17 protein-coding genes are annotated in these 23,673 nt (G+C 70.6%); 11 read left to right on the top strand and 6 right to left on the bottom strand.

The window, feature by feature from the left end; all coding sequences use genetic code 11:
* Window positions 1-211: 211 nt before the first annotated feature.
* Window positions 212-616, bottom strand: coding sequence for a DUF2267 domain-containing protein (locus tag ABZ807_RS24165; protein WP_357162133.1), 405 nt, complete (start codon window positions 614-616; stop codon window positions 212-214).
* A gap of 284 nt (window positions 617-900) precedes the next feature.
* Between ABZ807_RS24165 and ABZ807_RS24170 the strand changes: the two genes are divergently transcribed.
* The 6 genes from ABZ807_RS24170 (at window position 901) to ABZ807_RS24195 (ending at window position 13,901) form a co-directional block, all read left to right on the top strand.
* Window positions 901-2,760 (top strand): transketolase, encoded by a 1,860-nt coding sequence (locus ABZ807_RS24170; protein ID WP_357162284.1) that lies wholly within the window; start codon window positions 901-903, stop codon window positions 2,758-2,760.
* Window positions 2,761-2,874: 114 nt separating this feature from the next.
* Complete coding sequence (locus tag ABZ807_RS24175) at window positions 2,875-3,282, top strand: DUF2267 domain-containing protein (RefSeq protein WP_357162136.1); 408 nt, start codon at window positions 2,875-2,877, stop codon at window positions 3,280-3,282.
* A 1,197-nt stretch (window positions 3,283-4,479) separates the two neighbouring features.
* Complete coding sequence (locus ABZ807_RS24180; protein WP_357162139.1) at window positions 4,480-7,536, top strand: family 16 glycoside hydrolase; 3,057 nt, start codon at window positions 4,480-4,482, stop codon at window positions 7,534-7,536.
* A 22-nt stretch (window positions 7,537-7,558) separates the two neighbouring features.
* Entirely contained in the window at window positions 7,559-8,524 is a 966-nt protein-coding gene (locus ABZ807_RS24185) for a sugar phosphate isomerase/epimerase (protein WP_357162142.1), read from the top strand.
* A complete protein-coding gene (locus ABZ807_RS24190) occupies window positions 8,521-9,681 on the top strand; it encodes a multicopper oxidase domain-containing protein (protein WP_357162145.1) in 1,161 nt (386 codons plus the stop codon). The genes ABZ807_RS24185 and ABZ807_RS24190 overlap by 4 nt, the downstream gene beginning before the upstream one ends.
* A gap of 173 nt (window positions 9,682-9,854) precedes the next feature.
* Window positions 9,855-13,901: a ThuA domain-containing protein gene (locus tag ABZ807_RS24195; RefSeq protein ID WP_357162148.1), complete on the top strand. Its 4,047-nt coding sequence runs from the start codon at window positions 9,855-9,857 to the stop codon at window positions 13,899-13,901.
* A gap of 98 nt (window positions 13,902-13,999) precedes the next feature.
* Here the strand turns inward: ABZ807_RS24195 and ABZ807_RS24200 are convergent, their stop codons facing one another.
* Together ABZ807_RS24200 and ABZ807_RS24205 are read right to left on the bottom strand one after the other, a co-directional pair.
* Entirely contained in the window at window positions 14,000-14,734 is a 735-nt protein-coding gene (locus tag ABZ807_RS24200) for an ABC transporter permease (protein WP_357162151.1), read from the bottom strand.
* Window positions 14,718-15,656 carry an ABC transporter ATP-binding protein gene (locus tag ABZ807_RS24205; RefSeq protein WP_357162154.1) on the bottom strand — a complete coding sequence of 313 codons (939 nt, stop codon included), beginning with the start codon at window positions 15,654-15,656 and terminating at the stop codon, window positions 14,718-14,720. Before ABZ807_RS24205 ends, ABZ807_RS24200 begins: the two co-directional genes overlap by 17 nt.
* 96 nt (window positions 15,657-15,752) lie before the next feature.
* Between ABZ807_RS24205 and ABZ807_RS24210 the strand changes: the two genes are divergently transcribed.
* The 4 genes from ABZ807_RS24210 (at window position 15,753) to ABZ807_RS24225 (ending at window position 18,589) form a co-directional block, all read left to right on the top strand.
* Window positions 15,753-16,355, top strand: coding sequence for a helix-turn-helix domain-containing protein (locus ABZ807_RS24210; protein WP_357162157.1), 603 nt, complete (start codon window positions 15,753-15,755; stop codon window positions 16,353-16,355).
* A 154-nt stretch (window positions 16,356-16,509) separates the two neighbouring features.
* Entirely contained in the window at window positions 16,510-17,100 is a 591-nt protein-coding gene (locus ABZ807_RS24215) for a zinc-binding dehydrogenase (protein ID WP_357162160.1), read from the top strand.
* A gap of 139 nt (window positions 17,101-17,239) precedes the next feature.
* Window positions 17,240-17,716, top strand: a complete 477-nt coding sequence (locus ABZ807_RS24220; RefSeq protein WP_357162163.1) for an SRPBCC domain-containing protein — start codon at window positions 17,240-17,242, stop codon at window positions 17,714-17,716.
* Window positions 17,717-17,812: 96 nt separating this feature from the next.
* Window positions 17,813-18,589, top strand: coding sequence for an alpha/beta hydrolase (locus ABZ807_RS24225; protein ID WP_357162166.1), 777 nt, complete (start codon window positions 17,813-17,815; stop codon window positions 18,587-18,589).
* A gap of 34 nt (window positions 18,590-18,623) precedes the next feature.
* On the opposite strand, the gene ABZ807_RS24230 is transcribed toward ABZ807_RS24225, so the two are convergent.
* The gene (locus tag ABZ807_RS24230) at window positions 18,624-20,720 is read right to left on the bottom strand and encodes a xanthine dehydrogenase family protein molybdopterin-binding subunit (RefSeq protein ID WP_357162169.1); all 2,097 of its coding nucleotides are present in this window, start codon (window positions 20,718-20,720) and stop codon (window positions 18,624-18,626) included.
* A 155-nt stretch (window positions 20,721-20,875) separates the two neighbouring features.
* Between ABZ807_RS24230 and ABZ807_RS24235 the strand changes: the two genes are divergently transcribed.
* Window positions 20,876-22,084 carry an RNA-guided endonuclease TnpB family protein gene (locus tag ABZ807_RS24235; protein WP_357162172.1) on the top strand — a complete coding sequence of 403 codons (1,209 nt, stop codon included), beginning with the start codon at window positions 20,876-20,878 and terminating at the stop codon, window positions 22,082-22,084.
* Window positions 22,085-22,097: 13 nt separating this feature from the next.
* Here the strand turns inward: ABZ807_RS24235 and ABZ807_RS24240 are convergent, their stop codons facing one another.
* Window positions 22,098-23,090: a xanthine dehydrogenase family protein subunit M gene (locus ABZ807_RS24240; RefSeq protein ID WP_357162175.1), complete on the bottom strand. Its 993-nt coding sequence runs from the start codon at window positions 23,088-23,090 to the stop codon at window positions 22,098-22,100.
* On the bottom strand, window positions 23,087-23,638 hold the full coding sequence (locus ABZ807_RS24245) for a 2Fe-2S iron-sulfur cluster-binding protein (RefSeq protein ID WP_357162178.1): 552 nt from the start codon (window positions 23,636-23,638) through the stop codon (window positions 23,087-23,089). The genes ABZ807_RS24240 and ABZ807_RS24245 overlap by 4 nt, the downstream gene beginning before the upstream one ends.
* Window positions 23,639-23,673: the final 35 nt, after the last annotated feature.

Genomic DNA, 23,673 nt, shown 5'->3' on the forward strand with positions numbered 1-23,673 from the left:
CTGCACTCGGGAGGGTGTGGGAGAGTAGGACACCGCCGGACAAACATTCAGTCAGGGCCACCCCATCCGGGGTGGCCCTGACTGCGTTTCGGCCCGTCACCAAGTCCGCTGCGGGCGCCCACCGCCCGCCGCTCCAGGTCGCCGCGGTCCGCCTTCACCTCCCCCGGACATCGGGTGAGAGAGCCCGCAGCGCCCCCGCCGAATGGCACCCCTAACCGCGGCTGCGCTGTCCGTCGAAGGGCGCAGCCGGGTTGGCGACCTGCGAGAGTTCCGCCGGGAGCTGGGAAATGGCGTCGTCGTACTCGCCGGGCGTGACGGTCTCGCGGAGGGTGTCGAACACCGCGCGCATGCCGGCCTCCGCCAGCGCCGGATCCACCTCGGCGCGTCCACTGACCCGTTGCACGAAGACGTCGAGCCCGAACCGTTCGCCGGTCTCGCTGGAGGCGAACGCGTAGGCCTGAAGTTCCTCGGGAAGCTGGGTGGCGAGGTCACGGGCCTCGCCTCCGTCGATCCGTTCCGCCAGGGTCCGCAGCGTGGCCCGGGTGAGGGCGGTCGCCTGCGCTGATGACGTGTTCGCCCGCTTCGCCACCAAGCCGATGAAGTCGTTGCTGTCCACCTTCGGGGCCTTCCTCTCGACCGGATGGCGGCGTCTACCCGTGCACCGCCACGGGAAACGGCGGTGCAAGTTGCAGACGCCCGGAGGAGGCCGCGCCCCCTCACCGCGAGGTGAGCTTCGGGACCTGAGCTGTCAAATCGGTGGTTACGGGATGGCGACCGGGTTTCCTGACTAGCGTAGGTGCGGAGTCGGCCAGCGGCGAGCGGCCCGGTTGGTCGGGCCGGACGGCCCAGGCGTGGAGCACTGGCCGAAGGAGCCGATCGCTGGAGGCGATGCCGGTGACGATGGAAGCAGAGCGCACTCTCCGCGACGAGGAGATCACTCAACTGGGTGAGCTTGCCGCCCAGCTGCGGGTGGATGCGATCCGGTGCAGCACTCAGGCCGGGTCCGGGCATCCGACATCGAGCCTGTCCGCCGCTGATCTGCTCGCGGTGCTGATCTCCCGGCACCTGCGTTACGACTGGGCGGAGCCGCGCGGCCGCGCCAACGACCACCTGATCTTCTCCAAGGGCCACGCCTCGCCGCTGCTGTACGCGGTCTTCAAGGCGGTGGGTGCGATCACCGACCAGGAGTTGGTCGACAGCTACCGCCAGTTCGGGTCGCGTCTGCAGGGGCACCCCACACCGGCGTTGCCCTGGGTCGACGTCGCCACCGGTTCGCTCGGTCAGGGACTGCCGGTCGGCGTCGGTATCGCGCTGGCGGGCCGGCACCTCGATCATCTGCCTTACCACGTGTGGGCGGTGTGCGGCGACAGCGAGACGGCCGAGGGCTCCATCTGGGAGGCACTGGACAAGGCCGGCCACTACGGGCTGCACAACCTCACCGCGATCGTCGATGTCAACCGGCTCGGGCAGCGGGGGCCGACCGAGCTGGAGTGGGATCTGGACACCTACCGGCGGCGGGTCGAGGCGTTCGGCTGCCAGGCGATCGTCATCGACGGCCACGACCTGGCCGCGATCGACGAGGCGTTGGGCCGCGCCCGGCAGTCGACGGGCCCCACCGTGGTGCTCGCCCGGACGGTCAAGGGCAAGGGAGTGCCGGAGGTCGAGAACAAGCCGGGCTGGCACGGCAAGCCACTGAAGCCCGATCTCGCCGAGCGGGCCGTCAAGGCTCTCGGCGGGGTACGCCAGATCCGCATCACCGGGCCGCGGCCCGAGCCCGCCCCGCCAGCCGACACCCGCGCCGGCGAGCCGCCCGTGCTGCCCCGGTACGACAGGGGAGCGAAGGTGGCCACCCGGAACGCGTACGGCGATGCGCTGCGCGCGCTGGGCTCCCGGCCGGACGTGGTCGCCTTGGACGGCGAAGTCAGCGACTCCACCCGCGCCGACGAGTTCGCCAAGATGTACCCCGACCGGTTCTTCGAGATGTTCATCTCGGAACAGCAACTGGTCGCCGCGGCGGTCGGGCTGCAGGTGCGCGGATACCGGCCCTTCGCCGCGACGTTCGCGGCGTTCCTGTCCCGCGCCTTCGACTTCGTCCGCATGGCGGGCATCTCCCGGGCCGACATCGCCCTGTCCGGGTCGCACGCGGGGGTGGAGATCGGGGCGGATGGTCCCTCCCAGATGGGGCTGGAGGACCTGGCGGCGATGCGCGCCGTTCAGGGGTCGACAGTGCTCTACCCCAGTGACGCCGTGTCCTGCGCCGCTCTCGTCGCCCAGATGGTCGACCGCAAGGGCGTCAACTACCTGCGCACCACCCGGGGCGGGCACCCCGTGCTCTACGACAACGACGACGCCTTCCCGGTGGGCGGCAGCAAGCTGCTCCGCGGCGGCGACGACGACCGGGTGGCGCTGATCGGTGCCGGGGTGACCGTGCACAACTGCCTCGCCGCCGCCGACGAGCTGGCAGCCGGGGGGATCAACGCCCGGGTCATCGACCTCTACTCGGTCAAACCGCTGGACCGGGAGCGGTTGCTCGCCGCCGTCCGGGACACCGGCGGTCGGCTGGTAATCGTCGAGGACCACTACCCCGAAGGTGGCCTGGGGTCTGCCGTCCTCGAATCGCTGGCCGACCTGGCCGAGCCGCTGCGGGTGACACATCTGGCGGTACGCGGGCTGCCCACCTCCGGGACGCCGGCGCAGCTGATGGACCAGGCGGGGATCGGGGTGAGCGCCATCGTCGCGGCGGCGCGCGCCTCGATCTGATGGGCTTCCCGGCCCAGGTGGCGGCGCTGCTGGGAGTGCGGCCCCGCGCGAGCTGATCGTTTCAGCCCGGTGTGCGCGGGTACGCGCTCGGTCCGGTGCGAGAGGGGGTCCGAGGTGAACCACGCGGAGTTCGTCCAGGCGGTGGCGATGCGGCCAGGGGTCTCACCAGTGCAGGCCGAGCCGATCACCCGTGCCACGCTGGAGACGTTGGCGGAACGGATCAGTGGCGGTCAGGCACGGGACCTCGCCTCGCAGCTTCCCGAGGAGCTGCGGGTGTACGTACCCAAACCCAACGACGATGCCGTGCCGTTCGGGCTCGCCGAATTCCTCGAGCGGGTTCAGGCCCGGGCCGCGGTGGATCTTCAGACGGCGACCGACGGTGCGCGCGCCGTGCTGGACACGCTGCGTGCGGCGGTCAGCGCGAAGGAATACAGGGACTTCGTCTCCCAACTGCCGAAGGAGTTCTGGCAGCTCACCGGGCCGGCGGTCACCCGGATGGATCCACGCCGGATCGGTACGTAGGCCCCGGGTCCGCCGCACCCCCTGCTGGCCGGCCACCGGCGCCGGGTCGCCCCGCCGCTACGGGCAGGGGCTTGGCCGCGCCGCCGGCTGGTGCCGGTGCAGTGACAGCTCGGCCTCCCACCAGGTGCCGGGGTCCTCCTCGTCCGGGCAGGTCAGCCCGCTCAGCGCCTTCCGTAACATCGCGTGGCGACCTCCTGCGCCACGTTTCGCGTCGCTTCGAACAGCGCGTTGCGGGAGGCGTACGGTGCGTCGCGTCGAACGCACGTAACCGAACCGCAGGAACACCTCGGCCCGGCTGGCGCCCTCGCCCGCCCGGCCCCGAGAACGAGCACCTGCCCTTGGTGGGCCGGATGTCGGCCTCTGGATTGGACGCCTCCGGCACCAGTCGGGCGATCGTATCCGGGCGGACGACACCGCACACGTTCATGGAGCGCGTGCCGACCGGCCCGCCGTTCCCGGACGGCGCGGACGCCACGCTCGGCTGCCCCCGCGGCACCGCCCCCGCCGTACTCGGTCCGAGGTGGACTGTCTTCGATGTAACGCCTGCACGGGCGGGCGACGCCACAGACTTTCGTCGCAGCGGAGAAAAGTACCGCCGACGTCGACAGAAGCTCTGGACACCTTGATGCCAACTTAGTAGTGTCGGGAACCATCAATATGTTTCGTCGAGATAAACCGGCGGCGCGGTAGATCTCGAACCGTGGTCCCAGACGGCGCGAGACGTCCGGGGGCACGGTCCCGACCCAGGGATGCCACCTCCGGCCCAGCCGGGCAACGAGGAACGAGCAACCCGATGTGGAGACGCGCCGTGTGGCTCCAGTCCATCCCACCTCTCGATGGCGCCTCGTCAGCTCCGGGGCTGAACTAACGCCCCGGCAGCTCCGACGCGCAGTCCTGCCTGACGCGCGGGCGATTCGGCTCGCCCGCTGACCTCAGGCGAAGCCATCCACACAGCACGACCGTGGCCGCAGGCCACGGCCGAGGATCCCGTGCGGCCGGAAAGGGGAGGCACGGTTCGTTGATTCCGGCGACATATAGCGACAAGAGGTGACATCGGAGGGGTGATGCGGACCTCCGCCGGTGCTCCTCAGACCTGTGAGAGAGGCATTGATGAACGGGTATCCATTGCCTGGCCGGCTCCCTGCGGGCCGGCTCCGGAGATCGATCACCGCTGTCGCCACAGCGGTCCTGCTATGGGTGACCGCCGGGCTGGTGGCGGTGCCGGCGAGCGCCCGACCGGCCGGCCCGGAACGGGCGACGGCGGCCTCGGCGGCAGGCCAGCAGCAGGTGCAGGCCCAGGTGCTCACCTGGACCGCCGGCAACAACTTCCTCGCCTACCGCTCCGCTCCGACCACCGCCGTAGCCGGGCCGGCCACGCTCGTCTTCGAGAACAGCGCCGCGACCGGCAACACCACCGGCATGCAGCACACCCTGACGTTCGACACGGGCAATCCGGCGTACAACAGCGACGTCGACGTGAACATCCTGGCCGACCCGACCGACGCCAAGGGGGGCCGGTGGACCATCGACGTCGTGCTCTCGCCCGGCACCTACCGGTACTTCTGCGCGATCCCCGGCCACGGCGGGATGACCGGCCTGCTGGTCGTCAGCGGCGGCGGTTCGGACACCACCCCGCCGACCGTGTCCGCCGTGGTCTCCGGCGAACGGGACGGCACCGGCGCGTACCTGGGCTCGGCCACGGTGACGCTCACGGCCACGGACAGCGGATCCGGGGTGGGGCGGATCGAGTACTCCCTCGACGGCGGGACCTACGGGACCTACTCCGCGCCGGTCACCGTCAACCAGCCCGGGCAGCACACCTTCAGCTACCGGGCCACCGACCAGGCGGGTAACACCTCGACACCGCAGTCGGTGTCGTTCACCGTGGTGGAACCGCCGGCCCCGGACACCACGCCGCCGACCGTGACGGCCGCGGTGACGGGCCAGCGCGACGACAGCGGTGCCTACGTCGGAACCGCCACCGTGACACTCTCCGCTGTCGACACCGGCACCGGGGTGGACCGGATCGAGTACTCCCTGGACGGGCAGTCGTACGCGGGCTATTCGGCGCCGGTCACGGTGAACCAGCCGGGCCAGCACACGTTGGCGTACCGGGCCACCGACAAGGCGGGTAACACGTCGGCGGCGCAGTCGGTGTCGTTCACTGTGGTCGACCCGCCGGTGCCGGACACCACCCCGCCCACCGCGTCGGCCGCCCTGTCTGGCCAACGCGACGACACCGGGGCGTACGTGGGGTCGGCGACGGTCACGCTCACCGCCACCGACGCCGGCACCGGGGTGGACCGGATCGAGTACTCCCTGGACGGGCAGCCGTACGCGGGCTACTCGGCGCCGGTCACGGTGAACCAGCCGGGCCAGCACACGCTGGCGTACCGGGCCACCGACAAGGCGGGTAACACCTCGGCGGCGCAGTCGGTGTCGTTCACCGTGGTCGACCCGCCGGCGCCGGACACCACCCCGCCCACCACGTCGGCCGGAGTCACCGGGCAGCGCGACAACACCGGCGCGTATGTGGGGTCGGCGACGGTGACCGTGTCGGCCACCGACACCGGTAGCGGGGTGGACCGGATCGAGTACTCCCTCGACGGCGGCGCCTACGGCCGCTACTCGGCGCCGGTCACCGTGAGCCAGCCGGGCCAGCACACGGTCAGCTACCGGGCCACAGACAAGGCGGGTAACACGTCGGCGGCGCAGTCGGTGTCGTTCACTGTGGTCGACCCGCCGGTGCCGGACACCACCCCGCCGACCGCGAACGCGGCGGTGACCGGCCAGCGGGACAGCAACGGCGCGTACGTGGGGTCGGCGACGGTGACGCTGTCGGCCACCGACAGCGGCTCCGGCGTCGACCGGATCGAGTACTCCCTGGACGGGCAGCCGTACGCGGGCTATTCGGCGCCGGTCACGGTGAACCAGCCGGGCCAGCACACGCTGGCGTACCGGGCCACCGACAAGGCGGGTAACACCTCGGCGGCGCAGTCGGTGTCGTTCACCGTGGTGCAGCCGCCAGCCCCGGACACCACCCCGCCCACCGCGGCCGCGGCCGTCTCCGGTCAGCAGGACGCGAGCGGCGCCTACCTCGGCAGCGCCACCGTGATCCTCTCCGCGGCGGACGCGGGATCCGGCGTCGACCGCATCGAGTACTCCCTCGACGCGCAGCCGTACGCCCGGTACTCCATGCCGGTCACCGTCAACCAGCCGGGTCAGCACACGCTCAGCTACCGGGCCACCGACAAGGCCGGCAACACCTCGGGCACCGCGTCCGTCACCTTCACCGTGGTCGCCAACGGACCCACCGCCTGCCCGGTGCCGGACACCCGGCCGACGGTGTGGCTCGGCACCGTGGACAGCGGCGTGCCCAACCGGGTCGTCGAGGACGGCTGCACGATCAACAACGCCATCCAGGACGAGAAGGCGTGGCCGAATCACGGCCAGTTCGTCAAGCACGTCACGGAGGTCGCGGAGCACCTGCACCACCTGGGTGTGATCGACCACAAGGAGCACGGTCGGCTGGTCAGCGCGGCCGGCCGCTCGGGCGTCGGCAAGCCGGACGAGAAGAACGGTTACCAGCCGTTGCTCGACGCCTCGGCCGCGTCGTTCAACCGGTGGGAGCACGTCGGGGCGGGTGGCTTCACCCGCAACGCCGACGGGTCCGTCACCAGCCGTCCCGTCGCCGGCCTCGGCATGCTCTGGTTCCTCGCGGCGACGTACGGCGACTTCTCGCTCAAGCTCCAGTGGCGCGACGACGCCCCCGGCACCGGCCGGGCCAACAGCGGGGTCTTCGTCCGCTTCCCCGATGTGCACCGCCACGCGGCGGAGCCCCGTCCGGAGTGGGTGGCCATCAAGTACGGCCACGAGCTGCAGATCTACGACCGGCCGGACGGCGACCAGTACAAGAGCGGATCGGTGTACGGCTTCGACCGGGTGGACCTGGCCGGCGCGCACGTCACCCCGAAGGGCAGCTGGAACGACTACGAGATCCGGGTGGTGGGGCAGCACTACTCGGTCTTCCGCAACGGCGAGCTGATCAACGAATACGTGAACACCCCGGACGCCGTGTTCAGTCCACCCCGCGCGGACGACCCGGGCGGAGCGGGGCGGCAGAGCGCCCGCGGACACATCGGCCTGCAGAACCACGGCACCGCCGACGTCATCAGCTTCCGCAACGTGCGGATCGCGCCGCTGAGCCCGTGCTGCCCGAACGGGACGCCGTCCGCCCCGACCACCTGCTGCTGACCGGAACGAAAGGACGACAACCATGGCGAAATACAGGATCGACCGTCGGGCGCTGTTGCGCGGGCTCGCCGGATCCACTGTCGCGGTCAGTGCGGCCAGCCTCGCCGGCGCCCTGCCGGCCTCGGCGGCGGGCGACTCCAGGGGTCATCTGATCCCGCGCGGGCACATGGGCATCCAGCTCTACAGCGTCCGCGACAAGATCGCCCAGATCGGCTTCGCGGCGGTCTTCGAGGAGCTGTCCCGGATCGGCTACCGGGAGGTGGAGTTCGCCGGCTACACGCAGGGCAGCGTCGGAGCGATCACCCCGGCCCAGATCCGGCAGCTGCTCGACGACAACGGGCTGAAGGCCGCGGGCAGCCACCGCGGACTGGGTGACTTCCGCACCAACCTGGAATGGGAGTTGGACGTCGCCGAGACCCTCGGCATGCCGGCCATCGGCACCGCCTCGGCACCGACCGGCAACCGCACCATCGACGGGTACCGGGCGGCCGCGGCGGAGTTCAACGCCTGGGGCGCCGCCGCGGCCGCCCGGGGAGTCAAGCTCTACCAGCACAACCACACCATCGAGTTCAGCTTCGCGCTCGACCGGCCGGACGTGCGGCTCTACGACCTGTTCCTGGAGCTCACCGATCCGCGGTACGTGTACCTGGAGATGGACATCCTCTGGGCGTACGGCGGGGCGCGGAAGTACCCGGGCTTCCGGCCGGTCGACTACGTCAAGGCCCAACCGCACCGCTTCCCGCTGTTCCACGTCAAGGACGGCGTACCGCTGCCCGACGCTCAGCAGGGCAACTCCTACCTGGACGTCGAATTCGGTGCCGGCGTCATCCCGTTCGCCGACTTCTTCACCGAGCTCGACGGCGGCGGACGGTTCACCTACCTGTGGGAGCAGGACACCGGGCCCAACGCCCAGCCCAACCCGCCCGGGTCCCTCGGCGCCGCCGAGCGCAGCTACCAGCGCATGGTCGACCTGCGGGGTGCCCGGTGAGCGCGTCGGCCTGGCGGCTGCCCCAGGACGAGACGGCGGCGGAGCCGCCTCGCCGCGGATCGAGCACCCGCCGGATGCTGGTGGTGGCGGCGACCGTGGTGCTGACCCTGCTCGGCGCCGGTGGGCTGGCGGTCGCGGGCAGCGGCGTGTTCTCGGCCGAACGGCCGGAGGGCTGCACGAGGCCGGACCGCAGCATTCAGCTCTACGCCGTGGAGCTGCCGAAGGACGGAACGCAGATCCGACTCGGTTACGGCCTCACGCCGCAGACGGCCTCCTATCCGGGCCCGACCATGGAGATGATGGAGGGAGAGTGTCTCGCCATCACCCTGCACAACCAGGTGCCGGTGGCGACCCTCGAACAGCTGCGCACCGACCCCGCCCACCCGCTCGGCGTCTCGCTGCACGTGCACGGGGTCAAGTACACCCAACTCTCCGACGGCACCGTGCAGAGTGGGTCCTTCGTCCCACCCGGCCAGTCGCGCACGTACACCTGGTTTGCCCAGCAGCGGAACAACAAGACCGGATCGCCGGGTACGGCCGGCTACTGGTGGTACCACGACCACGTGGTCGGCGGCCCGCACGGGACGCAGGGCCTCGGCGCAGGCCTCTTCGGCGGGCTCGTGGTACGGCGGCCCGGGGACCCGAAGCCCGACCGCACCTACACCGTGGTCTTCGGTGACCGGCAGAGCATCAACCTGCGCCGCGGCGCGGCCACCGACACCTGCGACGAGCGGAACCCGCAGCCGGGCCCGACCTGCCTGGTCGCTCGCAAGGGGGAGAAGGTCGAGTTCATCGTCGTCGGCATCGGCAACGACATGCACACCTTCCACCTGCACGGGCACTCCTGGGCGGACACCCGGACCGGCCTGGTCGGCAACGGGCAACCGTTCGTCGACCAGGTCCCGATCATCGACAACAAGCCACTCGGCCCCGGTGACTCGTTCGGGTTCCAGGTGGTGGCGGGCGACTCGGTCGGGCCGGGGCACTGGATGCTCCATTGCCACATGCAGTTCCACTCCGACGGCGGTATGTCGACGATGCTGCACGTCCTCGATGAGTCCGGGGCGATGCCCCCGGGCCACGACCACCACTCCCACCCGGCTACCGCCGCGGCCGGCACCGGAGCCGGCGGCGCGGGAGAACACCAGCACAACTGACCGCCCGGCGGCCACCGTGCCGAGGGCCCGTGGCTGCCGGTCCGCCCGGAGCTGAACGGACCGGCAGCCACGCCCGGGGTCACGGCGTCCGCCATCCACCACTACCCACACCACCTACCGACCAACCGCTCGGACAACGCTCACCGCCATACCCCACCTGTGAAGGAGTCGAGATGGCTCAGCAACGCCGTTCCCGATTTTCCCGATGGGTCGGACGTCTCCGCGCCGACCTCACGGCCTCCCTGCCACCCCCCGTCCGCCGCCGGACCGCGCGACGCACCGGCGCTCTCGCGTCGAGCGCCGCGCTGGTGCTCGGCCTGCTGGCCCTGCCCGCCCAGGCCGCGAGCCCGGCGCCCCTAACGGCGACCGCCGCCGAGGCCGCGGCGGCGGTGAAGGTGCTGGTGTTCCACGGCCCGGTGGAGCAGCAGGACGACCCCGTCGCCCGGGCCGTCGCCGGGATCAAGAACCTGGGTGCGGAGCACGGCTTCTCCGTCGACGACTCCGCCGACCCGGGCGTCTTCACCTTCGGCAACCTGGCCCGGTACCGCGGCGTGGTGTTTCTCTCCGCCAACGGGGTGACGCTCAACGACGCCCAGGAGGCCGCTTTCCAGGCGTACATCAAGGGCGGCGGCGGGTTCGTCGGCGTGCACGACGCGGCCCGCGCCCAGCCCAGCTCCGCCTGGTTCACCGGTCTGATCGGTACCCGCCCGGCCGCCAGCCTGCCCAACGCCGAGAAGCCGGCCCAGGCCACCGCGAGCGCCGAGAACCCGCCGAACGAGACCGCCGCGAAGGCGATCGACGGGTCGACGGGCACCAAATGGCTGGCGTTCTCCCCGACCGGCTGGCTCACCGCGAAGCTGCAGAAGCCGGTGGTGGTCTCCCGCTATGCGCTGACCTCCGCCAACGACTTCCCCGGCCGGGACCCGAAGGACTGGACCCTGCAGGGCTCCGCGGACGGCACCAGCTGGACCACCCTGGACACCCGCTCCGGGGAGACCTTCCCTCAGCGGTTCCAGACCAAGCAGTACAGCTTCACCAACAGCCAGCCGTACCAGTACTACCGGCTGAACGTCACCGCGAACAGCGGAGAGCCGCTGATCCAGCTCGCCGAGCTGTGGTTGATCGGCCCCGACGCCGGCCCCGCCCCGGACACCACGGTGCAGCAGGCCGTCGTCGACCTCACCGACCGCCAGCACCCGGCCAACAAGGGGCTGCCGCTGACCTGGACCCGGTCCGATCAGTGGATCAACTGGGACCCGAGCCCGACCGGCCGGGTGCACACCATCGCCCAGGTCGAGGAGCGCAGCTACAACGCGGGCCTGAGCGGCAACGGGGCGTTCCACCCGATCTCGTGGTGTCAGGACTACGACGGCGGCCGGTCGTTCTACACCGGCATGGGCCGCACCGAGGCCAGCTGGACCAGCGACAAGCAGTTCCAGAATCACCTGCTCGGGGCCCTCAAGTGGACCACCGGCATGGTGCGCGGTGACTGCCAGGCCACGATCGCGTCGAACTACCGGATCGAGCGGCTGACCGCCACCAACCAGGCGGGCCAGCTCGACCAGATCGGCGAGCCGCACGGCCTGACCATCGGGCCGGACGGTGGGGTCTTCTACATCGGCAAGGCGGCGTGCCCGTCCGGGCCGATCGTCAGCTGGGACGATCCCAAGGTCGGCCTCGGCTGCGGCACCATCCACCGGTGGGACCCGAAGACCAAGCAGGTCAAGCTGCTCACCACGCTGCCCGTGATGGGAAACCGCGGCAGCGGCAGCGAGCTGGTCAAGAACGAGGAGGGCCTGGTCGGCATCACCCTCGACCCGAAGTTCGCGCAGAACGGGTGGGTCTACGCCTACTGGATGCCGCACGAGTCGATCGACCGGGACCGGCGCATCGGCCAGCGGACCGTTTCGCGGTTCACCTACGACGCCGCGAAGCAGTCGATCGACCAGGACACCCGCAAGGACCTGCTGCACTGGGACACCCAGATCCACAGCTGCTGCCACGCGGGCGGCGGCATGACCTTCGACGAGTCCGGCAACCTCTACATCGGCTCCGGTGACAGCAACTCCTCCGGCGGCTCGAACGGCTACTCCGGGAACAACTGGACCCAGGACTACAAGGGTGTCTCGTTCCAGGACGCCCGCCGGACCTCCGGCAACACCAACGACCTCAACGGCAAGATCCTCCGCATCCACCCTGAGGCGGACGGCACCTACACGATTCCCCAGGGCAACCTGTTCACCGGCAAGGAGGAGGGCGGCGGCAAGAGCCGTCCGGAGATCTACGTGATGGGCGTACGCAACATCGCCCGGATCGCCTGGGACCCGGTCAACGACTGGCTGACCGCCGCGTGGGTCGGCCCGGACGCCGGCGGTCCGAGCCCGGACCTCGGCCCCGCCAAGTACGAGACGGCCACCATCATCACCTCCGCCGGCAACCAGGGCTGGCCCTACTGCATGGGCAACCGGCAGCCCTACCGGGATCGCGGCACCACCGACGCGAACGTGCTGACCGGCTGGTACGACTGCGACAACCTGAAGAACGAGTCGCCGCGTAACACCGGCCTGGTCAACATCCCACCCGCGCGGGACAACATGATCTGGTACTCGCCGCAGGGCGGTGGGCCGGTCTATCCGAAGCGCACCGACGGGAGCGGCCTGCCGACGTACCAGTCCGGCGAGGAGACGTTCACCCAGCCGTACCTCAAGGGCGGCGGCCAGGCCATCATGAACGGGCCGACCTACCAGCGGGAGAATGTCGACACCGACAGCGGTGTGGCGTGGCCGGCGTACTGGGACGACAAGTGGTTCATCGGTGACGAGTCCAACGCCAACAACCGGATCGCGGTGACCGTCGACCCGGCGAAGGTCGACAGCCACGGGCCGCCGGCCTTCGCCGAGGACCTGCGCAGCATCATCCGCTCCGGCAGCGGCGCCACCCAGCTGCAGTCCTGGATGGACGCCAAGTTTGGCCCGGACGGCGCGCTGTACATGCTCGACTACGCCGGTGGGTTCTTCAGCCTGCACTCCAACCAGAAGCTGATCCGGGTCGCCTACCAGGGCGGTCCGGCGACGCCGAACCCGAACGACGCCGCGGCGCGTGCGGTGGCGCAGAGCAACCCGAAGACGATCGCCTTCTCCAACGCCCGGACCGGCGGCGTGGCGTGGGAGTGGAACTTCGGTGACGGCAGCGCGCCGTCGCGCGAGACCAACCCCACCCACACCTACCGGGACTACGGCACGTACCAGGCGACCGTGAAGGTCACCTACGCCGATGGCGAGGTGGCCACCGGGAAGATCGAGGTCGTGGTCGGGTGCGCCGCTCCGGACGCCCGGAAAACCGTGCGGATGCTCGACACCGACACCGGCGTGGCCAACCGTCAGGCCGGCGGCAACTGCACGATCAACGACCTGATCGACGACGAGCGCAACTGGTCCAACCACGGTCAGTTCGTCAGCCACGTCAATGACGTGGTCAACGACCTCCGCGCGGACGGTGTGATCGACAACCGGGAGGCGTCGACGCTGAGCCGGGCGGCGGCTCACTCGGAGATCGGCAAGATCGCCGGCTACCGGCCCATCTTCGACGGCACGGCGGGATCCCTGGCGGACTGGCGGCAGGCGCCCGGCGGGTCGTTCGCCCTGCGGCCGGACGGATCCATCCGCAGCTCCGGCGGGTTGGGCATGCTGTGGTACGCGAAGGAGGAGTTCGCGGACTTCTCCCTGCGGATGCAGTTCCGGGACGCCTCCGCCGAGGGCGTCTACGCCAACAGCGGCGCCTTCGTCCGGTTCCCGGATCCGAGGACGCCGCTGGCCGAGCGGCCGGCCGGCAGTTGCGGGACGGTCGGGTCGGCCCGGAGTTCGGCGGCCTGGGTGGCCATCTACTGCGGCCACGAGATCCAGATCTACGACGGGCCGACCGGTGAACCGCAGAAGACCGGTTCGATCTACAACTTCGACCCGGTCGGCCTGGACCAGGCCGGAGTGACCCCGAAGGGCCGGTGGAACGACTACGAGGTCCGGGTGGTCGGGCAGCACTACACGATCACCCGTAACGGCGTGGTGATCAACGAGTTCGACAACACGCCGGGCAAGGCGTCGTCCCGTCAGGGCGACCCGCCCACGGACCTGCGGCAGTTCCTCAGCGGGTTCGTCGGTTTGCAGAACCACGGCACGAACGACCTGATCGAGCTCCGCAACGTCAGGGTCCGCGAGCTGTAGTGACGCAGGTGCCGGGTAGGGAGGTGATGCCTCCCTACCCGGCACGCGAGACACCGCGGCCGCCCATACACCGAATGGACGGCCGCGATGTCTGCTGCTCAACTGCGGCGGGTCATCACCTTCAGCGTCACCGCCAGGCCGAAGACGCACCAGGCCGCCAGAACCAGGAACGGTACGGGGTTCAGGCCGGCCGCCGGGACCACCAGCGTCTGGCGGATCGCGTCCGCCATGTACTGGATCGGCAGGAACTGGTGCACCACCTGCAGCCACTCGGGCAGCCGGTCGGCCGGGAAGTTGACCGGCGAGAACATCAGCGCGAAGAACACGATCACCTGCGAGACGAGGCTCGCTACCGACGGCGGCGCGGCGTACGCGATGGCGTAGCCCACCGCGGTCGCGGTAACCGCCACCAGCAGCACCGCCGGCACGACGAACGCGCTGATCCGCAGCGAGAGGTCGAAGCGTAGAGCGGCCACGACCAGCGACAACACCAGGCCGGGGAGGGACGTGACGAGCCAGATGCTCAGGTCGGCGGCCAGGATCGCGCTGCGCGGCACCGGCAATGTGCGGTTGTACTCGAAGGTGCCGCTCGTCTTGGTCTCCGCGACCAGTTGGGGCGCGAGCACCATGCCGACGGTGATCAGGCCGAGCGCCGGCGCACCGGTGGAGAGGTACAGCGCCGTCTGCTGGTCGATCCCGGGGATCAGGAATGCGAAGCCGATGACGATGCCCACCGCGAGCAGCGTCTGCACGATCAGCATCAGAGGCAGCAGATACTTCAGTCGGACGGCGCTCCACCGCACCAGCAGCCCGTAGCTACGCAGCCAGTTCATGACGATTCTCCTCCTGGTCAGCGGTGAGCTGGATGTAGACGTCCTCGAGGGTCACCGGGCTGAGGGCGAACTCGTTTACCACCCCGTCGCCGCGCAGCCGGACGGCCCAGCCGATCGCCTCCTGGGCGTCCGCCACCGGAACCGGGACGGTCATGCGGTTGCCGCTGGTGACGGGGTGCCCTGCCCAGGACGGCGGCACCGGCGCCGGTCTGTCCGGGCTGACGGTCAGCTCCAGCCGCAGATCGTCCGGGACAGCCCGGCGCAGCTCGGCGGGCGTGCCCGCGGCGACGACACGGCCCTGGCCGAGCACGACCACCCGGTCCACGCCGCGTTCGGCCTCGCCGAGGCTGTGCGTGACGACGATGACGGCCCGGTCGTCCTCGGCGAGGCGCCGCACCTCCGCCCACAGCAGACGCCGCCGCACCGGGTCGACGTCGTTGGTCGGCTCGTCGAGCAGCACCAGGCTGCCCGGCTCGACAGCTGCCATGCAGAAGCTGGTCAGACGGCGAATGCCCCCGGAGAGGCGCTCGCCGGGCAGGTCCGCCGAATCCGTCATGTCGAGCGCGGCGAACAGCTCCTCGCTGCGCCGGCGCACCTGGTCCCGGCGGCCGCCGCGGATGCGGCCCAGCATCTCCACCGCCTGTCGCGGCGTCACGCCGTTGAGCGGCGCGTGCGCCTGCGGCTGGATGGAGCACGCGGACCGGGCGAACGCCGGCTCCCTGAGCGGGTCCCGGCCCACCAGCGAGATGCTGCCGCTGGTCGGGCGGATGATGCCGGCCACCTGGTTGATCAGGGTGGTCTTGCCGGCGCCGTTGTGACCGAGCAGACCGAGCACCTCGCCGGCGCCCACGTCGAGGGAGATGTCGTCGTTGGCTCTTCGGCCCTTCCGATATTCCTTGGTCACTGACTCCACGCGTAGCACCACGGCAACCTCACATACCAATCAGTCTTTGGATACCGAACGGTATTCGAATACTCGCCGGTATGTCAATGGCGGGGAACGTGGCAGGATGAGGCCATGGCCGTTCGACTGACCCGAGCCCAGAAGCAGCAACAGACCCGCGAGCGTCTGCTGGAGGCCGCAGAGACGCTCTTTGCCACGCGCGGCATCCACCAGACCAGCCTCGACGACATCGCCGCCGAGGCCGGCCTGTCCAAGGGAGCGGTCTACGCCAACTTCGACAGCAAGGCCGGCCTGCTGTTGGCGCTGCTGCAACGCCACAACGAAACCTGCGCCGTGTCTGCCGGAGGGCAGCAGCTGACCGACTCCCTGACCTGGCAGCGCCGCCTGGGTGAGAGCTTCGAGGCGAACGTGGCCACGGCCGAGAGCCGGCAGCGCACCATGGCCATCGCCGAGTTCTGGCTCTACGGGATGCGCAACGCGGAGGCGCGCGAGGTGCTCAGTGAGGCGCTGAACGCGGGCCGCCAGGCGAACGCCGCCGAGGTGGCCACCAAGGGCCACCTGGGCATGTCGGCCGGTCAGCTGGCCGCGCTGATCATGGCCCTGGACATCGGCATCGGGCTGCAGCACCTCATCGACCCGGAGCGGGTCCCGGCCGACCTGTTCACCGCCGGGCTGGAGATGCTGCTGCGCGGCGCAGCCGAGGCCGCGCCCCGCTGAGCCCCGGCGGTCGCTGCCGGGGCAGCTCGACGGTCAGGCTCGTCGGCCTCAACGGCCTGCGGCTACCCTCCCGCGCCTGGCCGCGCGGGCCGGCCGATGAGCCGCCGCGGCGGGCGAGCTCACGTACGTCGCGAAGCTGCCGCCGGGTGTGGCGGTGGGGCACGCGGGGGCCATGCCGACCGACGCGCTGACCGCGTTGTCGGGACTGGACGTCCTCGGCCTGCCGGCCGGGGCGTGGTTGCTGATCTTCGGCGCGAGCGGCGGTCAGGGACATCTGGCCGTGCAGTTGGCCAAGCGGCAGGGACTCAACGTGATCGCCGTGGCCTCCGGGGCGGACGGCGTGGCGCTGGTGACCCGGCTCGGCGCCGACGTGGCCCTCGACGGTCACGGCAACGTCGCGGAGGTGCTCGCGCGGATCCGGGAGGTGGCTCCGCAGGGGGTCGACGCCGTCCTGGCGATGGCGGGTGGCGAGACGCTGGACAGGCTCACCGAAGCGCTGCGCGACGGTGGCGTGCTCGCGTACCCCCATGGTGTGCAACCGGTACCGCGCGAGCGGCCCGGCGTGACGGTCCGGGCGTACGACGGTGAGACAGGCCCCGGGCAGTTGCAGCGCCTCAACGAGCTCATCGAAGCGGGACCGTTCGAGGTGCACGTCGCCGAGACGTTCCCGCTGGGGCGGGCGGCGGAGGCGCATCGTCGCCTGCAGACCTCTTACCCGGGCAGGTTGCTGCTGACGGTGACGTGAGGCTACCTGGTCAGCTGACGGACGCCCTCTCATGCCGCTGCTCGGGCGTTGGCAGCCCAGCGAGCCCGGCACGTCCGAAGCTGCCGAGTGGAGTACGTCCTGCTGAACATCAAAGCGCCCAAGGCGGTATGTTCAGTCGATGTATTCGACGCAGGTTTCTCAGCATGTGAGTGCTTCGCGTCCAGCCGTCTATCGGGCGCTTCTGGATGCGGACGCGATCGCGGCATGGCGGGTGCCGGCCGGCATGAGCAGTTACGTGCATGAATTCGATGCCCGCGAAGGTGGCTCGTTCCGCGTCTCGCTCACCTACGACGTGCCGGGTGGCACCGGCAAGTCGGCGCCACATACCGACACGTACCACGGCCACTTCCTGAAGCTCGTGCCGAACGAACAGGTGGTCGAAGTGTTCGAGTTTGAGACCGCGGACCCGGCGCTGAACGGCACGATGACGATGACGACCACGCTCACCGATGTAGACGGTGGCACCGATGTCCTCGTCGTGCACGAAGGCGTTCCCGACGGTGTTTCCGCCGCCGACAACGAGACGGGCACGCGCATGGCCCTGGCAAACCTTGCCCGGCTCGTTGAGGCGGACGAGCGCTGGGACAGCCCCTGATACGCGCTCCTGCCGAAGAGGGTGCGCCACGAATGCACGTCGGCCCGGGGCAGCGATGGGGGGGGCAGACAATGCGCGAAAGGCCGTAAGACTGTCATGAGCTCCGCACGGTCACCTTCAGAGCACATTTACTTCACCGAGCGCGGATCGGGGCCGCCTCTCCTGCTCGTGCATGGGTTGATGGTCACCGGCGAGATGTTCGAGCCGGTGATAGGGCATTTCGCCAGCCAGCATCGCGTGATCGTTCCCGACCTGCGCGGCCACGGGCGGAGCCGGCGACTTCCGCCGCCGTACGCGGTGACGCAGCTCGCATCTGACCTGGCGCAGCTGCTCGACCAGCTGGGCATCGACTCCACCGCCGTGCTCGGCTACTCGCAGGGCGGGGCAATCGCTCAACAGTTGGTCCTCGACTTCCCCAACCGATGCGACCGCCTCGTGCTCGCGTGCACCTTCGCGTTCAACATGGCGACTTGTCGCGAGAAGGTTGAGGGCCATCTCCTGCCGCTGGCGCTCCAGGTCCTCGGCATGCGGCTGTTGGCGAAGTTGGTCGTCTCACGGGTGGGGCCGCAGCTCGGCAAAGAACGTGCCGACTGGCTCGCCGGGCTCATGGCGGACCAGGACCGCGAGTTGATGGTGTCCGCCTGGAAGGAGACGGTCGCGTTCGACAGCAGGCGCCGGCTGGCGGAGATCGCATGTCCGACGCTCGTCATCGCCGCTTCGAACGATCAAGCGGTACCGATCCACCACGCGAAGATGCTCCACGATGGTGTCGCTGGTTCCCAGCTGGTCATCATCGACGATGCTGACCACGCGCTCATCTGGACGCACGCCGACGAGTTCGAGCGTGCGACAGATGATTTCCTCGGGGCCTGATCGGGCAAGGTCCGTCGAGGTGGCGATGGCTGGCTCACCGGTCGAGCAGCTTCTCCAGCCGGATCGGCAGGTCACGTACCCGCACGCCCGTCGCGTGGTATACGGCGTTGGCGATGGCGGCGGCGCTACCGACGATGCCGATCTCACCGATCCCCTTCACCCCGGCCGGGTTGAGCTCGGCGTCCTCCTCGGCCACCCAGTACGCCTCGATCCGCTCGACGTCCGCGCAGCCGGTGACGTGATAGGTCGCCAGGTCGTGGTTCACCCAGTCGCCGTACCGCTCGTCGAGCAAACCCTCCTCGTGCAGCGCCATCGACAGTCCCATCGTCATGCCGCCGATCAGCTGACTGTGGGCGGTGGTCGGGTTGACGATCCGGCCGGCGGCGAAGACCCCGAGCAGGCGCCCCACCCGCACCTCGCCGGTGTCCGCGTCCACCCGGACCTCGGCGAAGTGCGCGCCGTAGGCGTAGCGGGCCAGCGGGCGTTGCGCCCGCACCTCGTCGGCGGTGCTCACCTCGGCGGTCAGCCCGTCCGGCGGCGCCGTCCCGCCGGGGGTGTCGCGGAGCCGTGCGCGCAGCCTCTCGCAGGCCCGGGTCACCGCCCAGCTCCACGAGGCGGTGCCCATCGAGCCGCCGGCGACGCCGGCCGGTGGCAGGTCGCTGTCGCCGACCCGGATCCGGACCCGCTGCGGCGGCACCGCCAGCGCGTCGGCGGCCACCTGCCAGAGGGCGGTACGGGCGCCGGTGCCGATGTCGGTGGCGTTGATCCGGACCTCGAAGCTGCCGTCCGGCGCGGCGGTCACCGCGGCGGCCGCGGCCCGGGCCCGTGCCGGGTAGCTGGCGCCGGCCATCCCGGTGCCGAGCAGCCACCGGCCGTCGCGCCGGGCCCGTGGCGTCGGGTCGCGTCCGGCCCAACCGAACCGGCGTGCCCCCTCCCGCAGGCAGGCGACGAGGTTTCGGCTGCTGAAGGGGTGCCCGCTGTCGGGGTCGACGGTCGGGTCGTTCCGGACGCGCAGCTCGACCGGGTCGATGCCGCACGCGATTGCCAGCTCGTCCATCGCGGACTCCAGCGCGTACGCGCCGGGGCACTCGCCCGGTGCCCGCATCCAGAACGGCGTGGGTACGTCCAGCCGGACCAGTCGGTGGGTGGTGCGCCGGTGGGGCGCGGCGTACATGCTGCGGGTGTAGACGGCGGTCTGTTCGGCGAACTCGGTCAGCGTGGAGGTCTGGCTGATCGCGTCGTGGCAGATCGCGGCGATGCGGCCCTCGGCATCGGCGCCGAGTCGTACCCGTTGGATGGTGGGTGTGCGGTAGCCGATGGGGCCGAACAGCTGCTGCCGGGTCAGGGCGAGCCGGACGGGTCGGTGGACCTGTCGGGCCGCCAGCGCGGCGAGCACCACGGCCGCCTTCGGGGACCCCTTGCTGCCGAAGCCGCCGCCGACGTGCTCGGCCACCACCCGGACCGCGTCCGGGGGCAGCCCGAAGAGCTGGGCGAGGGTGGCCTGCACCGGCGACGAGCCCTGGTTGGAGTCCTGGACCAGCAGGCGGCCGTCCTGCCACCGGGCTGTGGTGGCGTGCGGCTCCATCGGGTTGTTGTGGTACGCCGGGGTGCGGTAGGTGGCGTCCACCCGCACCTCGGCGGCCGCGTATCCGGCGTCGAAGTCGCCGCTCGCGGTGTCCGTCGGGTAGCTCGGATTGACCTTGTCCGGCCGGTACAGCCCCGGGTGGTGCTCGGAGAGCACCGTGCTGTGCGCGATGGTGTCGTAGTCGATCCGGACCAGCCGGGCCCCCTCCCGAGCGGCCTCGATGCTGTCGGCGACCACGACGGCGACGAACTGGCCGCGGTAGTGCACGGCCGGCTCCTGCAGCAGGAACAGCTCCGGGTCCCCGCCGGGGGCGAGCCGGGGCGCGTTGCCGTGGTGCAGCACGTCGAGCACCCCCGGGACCGCCAGCGCGGGGGCCGGGTCGATGCGGCTGATCCGGCCGCGTGTCGCGGTGGCGGGTACGGCCCACCCGTAGGTCACCGCCTCGGTCGGGTACTCGACGGCGTAGCGGGCGGCGCCGGTCACCTTGTCCCGGCCCTCCAACCGTGGGTGCTCGCGCCCCACCGCGCCCGTTCCGGTGGCGGTCATCGGCTTCCTTCCGTGGATTCCCCCGCCTTCAGGCGGGGGAGGAAACGGAAACCCTGCGGAGCAGGACAGGCAAAGCCGATCTGCCGCCAAGGCGGATAGGCGTCTATCAACATGCAACCGCATGGTTCCCGAACAAGCGTGCTAACGTGTGAGCCTTGTCCAAGACCGTGAAGCGGGCGTTCAAGTACCGCTTCTACCCGACCGACGCGCAGGCCGCCGAGCTGGCGCGTACGTTCGGCTGTGTCCGGAAGCTCTACAACCTGGCGTTGGCCGCACGCACCGAGGCGTGGACGCTGCGGCGGGAACGGGTCACCTACCACGCCACCTCGGCGATGCTGACCGCATGGAAGAAGACCGAGGAACTGGCCTACCTCAACGAGGTCTCCTCCGTGCCGTTGCAGCAGACGCTGCGGCACCTGCAAGCCGCGTTCACGAACTTCTTCGCCAAGCGCGCCGGCTACCCGACGTTCAAGAGCAAGAAGAAGTCTCGACGGTCGGCGGAGTACACCCGCAGCGCGTTCCGCTACCGCGACGGGAAGCTCACCCTGGCGAAGATGACCGAACCGCTGGCCATCATGTGGTCGCGCCCCCTGCCGGAGGGTGCGACGCCGTCCATGGTGACGGTGTCGCAGGACGCGGCTGGGCGGTGGTTCGTGTCGCTGCTCTGCCAGGACGTGATCCCCGACGCCCCGGCCGTGAGCGCCGCTGTCGGGGTCGACGCCGGGCTCGACAGCCTGCTCACCCTCTCCACCGGTGAGAAGCTCGCCAACCCCCGGTATGAGCGTGCCGACCGCGCACGGTTGGCACGCGCCCAGCGGAACCTGTCCGGCAAGGAGAAAGGCTCGGCGAATCGGGCCAAAGCCCGGGCCAGGGTCGCCCGCGCGCATGCTCGTATCGCCGACCGGCGGCGGGACCACCTGCACAAGCTGACCACTCGACTCGTTCGTGACAACCAAACGATCGTGATCGAGGATCTGACCGTCCGCAACATGCTCCGCAACCACCGCCTGGCCCGCACGATCTCCGACGCGGCCTGGCGGCAGTTCCGCACCATGTTGGAATACAAGGCCGACTGGTACGGCCGTGAACTGATCACGGTCGATCGGTGGTACCCGTCCTCCAAGCTGTGCTCGGCCTGCGGGGCGCTGGCCGAGATAATGCCGCTGAATGTTCGGTCGTGGACGTGCCGGTGTGGCGCGGTCCACGATCGTGACGTCAACGCGGCCCGCAACATCCTGGCCGCCGGGCTGGCGGTGTCTGCCTGTGGAGCTGGTGTAAGACCTCAACGGGAGTCCTCCCGGACGGGGCAGCCGGCGGTGAAGCAGGAAACCTCTGGGGCGACCCAGGGAATCCCCTTTCTTTAGGGAGGGGAGGATGTCAACGGTGCACCGGGTCGGCCAGGTCGGTGAGGGCGCGGATCGTGATGTTGCGGATCAGGGGGACCTTGAACGCGTTGTGGCGCAGCGGTCGGGCCGCGGCGAGTTCTGAGTCTGTGGCTTGCGCGGCCAGTTCGGCGGTGAACTGCCGGCCGCGCAGCGCCTCCTCCGCCCGGTACGCCCGCCAGGGCCGGTGCGCCACCGCCCCGTACGCCAGCCGGACGTCGCGGACGGTGTCCCCGTCGAGGTCCAGTGCCGCGGCCACCGAGCCGACCGCGAACGCGAACGACGCCCGGTCGCGGACCTTCAGGTACGTCGACCGGGTCGCGAACGGCAGCGGCGGGACCCGGACGGCGGTGATCAGCGCGCCGCGGGCGAGCGTGGTCTCCCGCTCGGGGTGCGTGCCGGGGGAGCGGTGCAGTTCGGTGAGCGGGATGTCGCGGGGGCCGTCCGGCTCGTACGCCTCGACCACCGCGTCCAGTGCGACCAGGGCGACCGCCAGGTCGGACGGGTGGGTGGCCACGCACTCCTCGGACCAGTCGAGGATCGCCAGGTCCCGGTTCTGGCCGTGCCGGGCGGCGCACCCGGTGCCCGGCTCCCGCTTGTTGCAGGCCCGGCCGGTGTCCTGGAAGTAGACGCAGCGGGTGCGTTGCAGCAGGTTCCCGGCGGTGGTGGCCATGTTGCGCAGCTGTCCGGAGGCGGCGGCGAGCAGCGCGCGGCTGAGCAGCGGGTGATGCTGCCGGACCAGGGGGTGGGCGGCGAGGTCGCTGTTGCGGACGGTGGCGCCGATGCGCAGCCCGCCGTCCGGCAGCGGGTCCACCGTGTCCAGCGCCAGCCGGTTGACGTCCACCAGCAGGTCCGGCCGCTGCACGCCGAGCTTCATCAGGTCCACCAGGTTGGTCCCGCCGGCCAGGTACGCCGCGTTCGGGGCGGTGTCGACCAGGGCGACTGCCTCGGCGACGTCGGCCGGACGGTGGTAGCGGAACGCTCTCATCGTGACGTCGCCGCCTCGCGGACGGCGGTGACGATGTTGGGGTAGGCCGCGCAGCGGCAGAGGTTGCCGCTCATCCGTTCCCGGATCTCGGCGTCGGTCAGCTCGACCGGTCCGGCCAGGTCGGCGGTGACCGCGCTGGGCCAGCCGGCGGCGGCCTCGTCGAGCATGGCCCGGGCCGAGCAGAGCTGTCCCGGGGTGCAGTATCCGCACTGGAACGCGTCGTGCGCGATGAACGCGGCCTGGAGCGGGGAAAGGTCCCCGTTGCTGGCCAGCCCCTCCACGGTCGTCACGTCCCGGCCGTCCAGGGTCACCGCCAGGAGCAGGCAGCTCTTCACCCGGCGGCCGTCGAGCAGCACCGTGCAGGAACCGCACTGGCCGTGGTCGCAGCCCTTCTTGGACCCGGTCAGCCCCAGCCGTTCCCGCAGCGCGTCCAGCAGGGTGGTGCGGTTGTCGAGCGTCACCTCGTGGGTGGTGCCGTTGACGGTGAGGGTGACCGGGGACGACCACCCGCCGTCGGTCGAGTCCACGTCCGCGCGCCCGTTCTGCACCAGGCCATCGTACCGAGAACCGTAGTATAAGCCAT

Origin of the sequence: Micromonospora sp. NPDC047548, assembly GCF_040642975.1 — a bacterium.
Taxonomy (GTDB): domain Bacteria; phylum Actinomycetota; class Actinomycetes; order Mycobacteriales; family Micromonosporaceae; genus Micromonospora.

Excerpts from the sequence above, each read along its gene's own strand:
- ABZ807_RS24170 (WP_357162284.1), top strand. The coding sequence starts at position 901 with ATGGAAGCAGAGCGCACTCTCCGCGACGAGGAGATCACTCAACTGGGT.
- ABZ807_RS24185 (WP_357162142.1), top strand. The coding sequence starts at position 7,559 with ATGGCGAAATACAGGATCGACCGTCGGGCGCTGTTGCGCGGGCTCGCC.
- ABZ807_RS24195 (WP_357162148.1), top strand. The coding sequence starts at position 9,855 with ATGGCTCAGCAACGCCGTTCCCGATTTTCCCGATGGGTCGGACGTCTC.
- ABZ807_RS24200 (WP_357162151.1), bottom strand. The coding sequence starts at position 14,734 with ATGAACTGGCTGCGTAGCTACGGGCTGCTGGTGCGGTGGAGCGCCGTC.
- ABZ807_RS24210 (WP_357162157.1), top strand. The coding sequence starts at position 15,753 with ATGGCCGTTCGACTGACCCGAGCCCAGAAGCAGCAACAGACCCGCGAG.
- ABZ807_RS24220 (WP_357162163.1), top strand. The coding sequence starts at position 17,240 with ATGTATTCGACGCAGGTTTCTCAGCATGTGAGTGCTTCGCGTCCAGCC.
- ABZ807_RS24225 (WP_357162166.1), top strand. The coding sequence starts at position 17,813 with ATGAGCTCCGCACGGTCACCTTCAGAGCACATTTACTTCACCGAGCGC.
- ABZ807_RS24230 (WP_357162169.1), bottom strand. The coding sequence starts at position 20,720 with ATGACCGCCACCGGAACGGGCGCGGTGGGGCGCGAGCACCCACGGTTG.
- ABZ807_RS24240 (WP_357162175.1), bottom strand. The coding sequence starts at position 23,090 with ATGAGAGCGTTCCGCTACCACCGTCCGGCCGACGTCGCCGAGGCAGTC.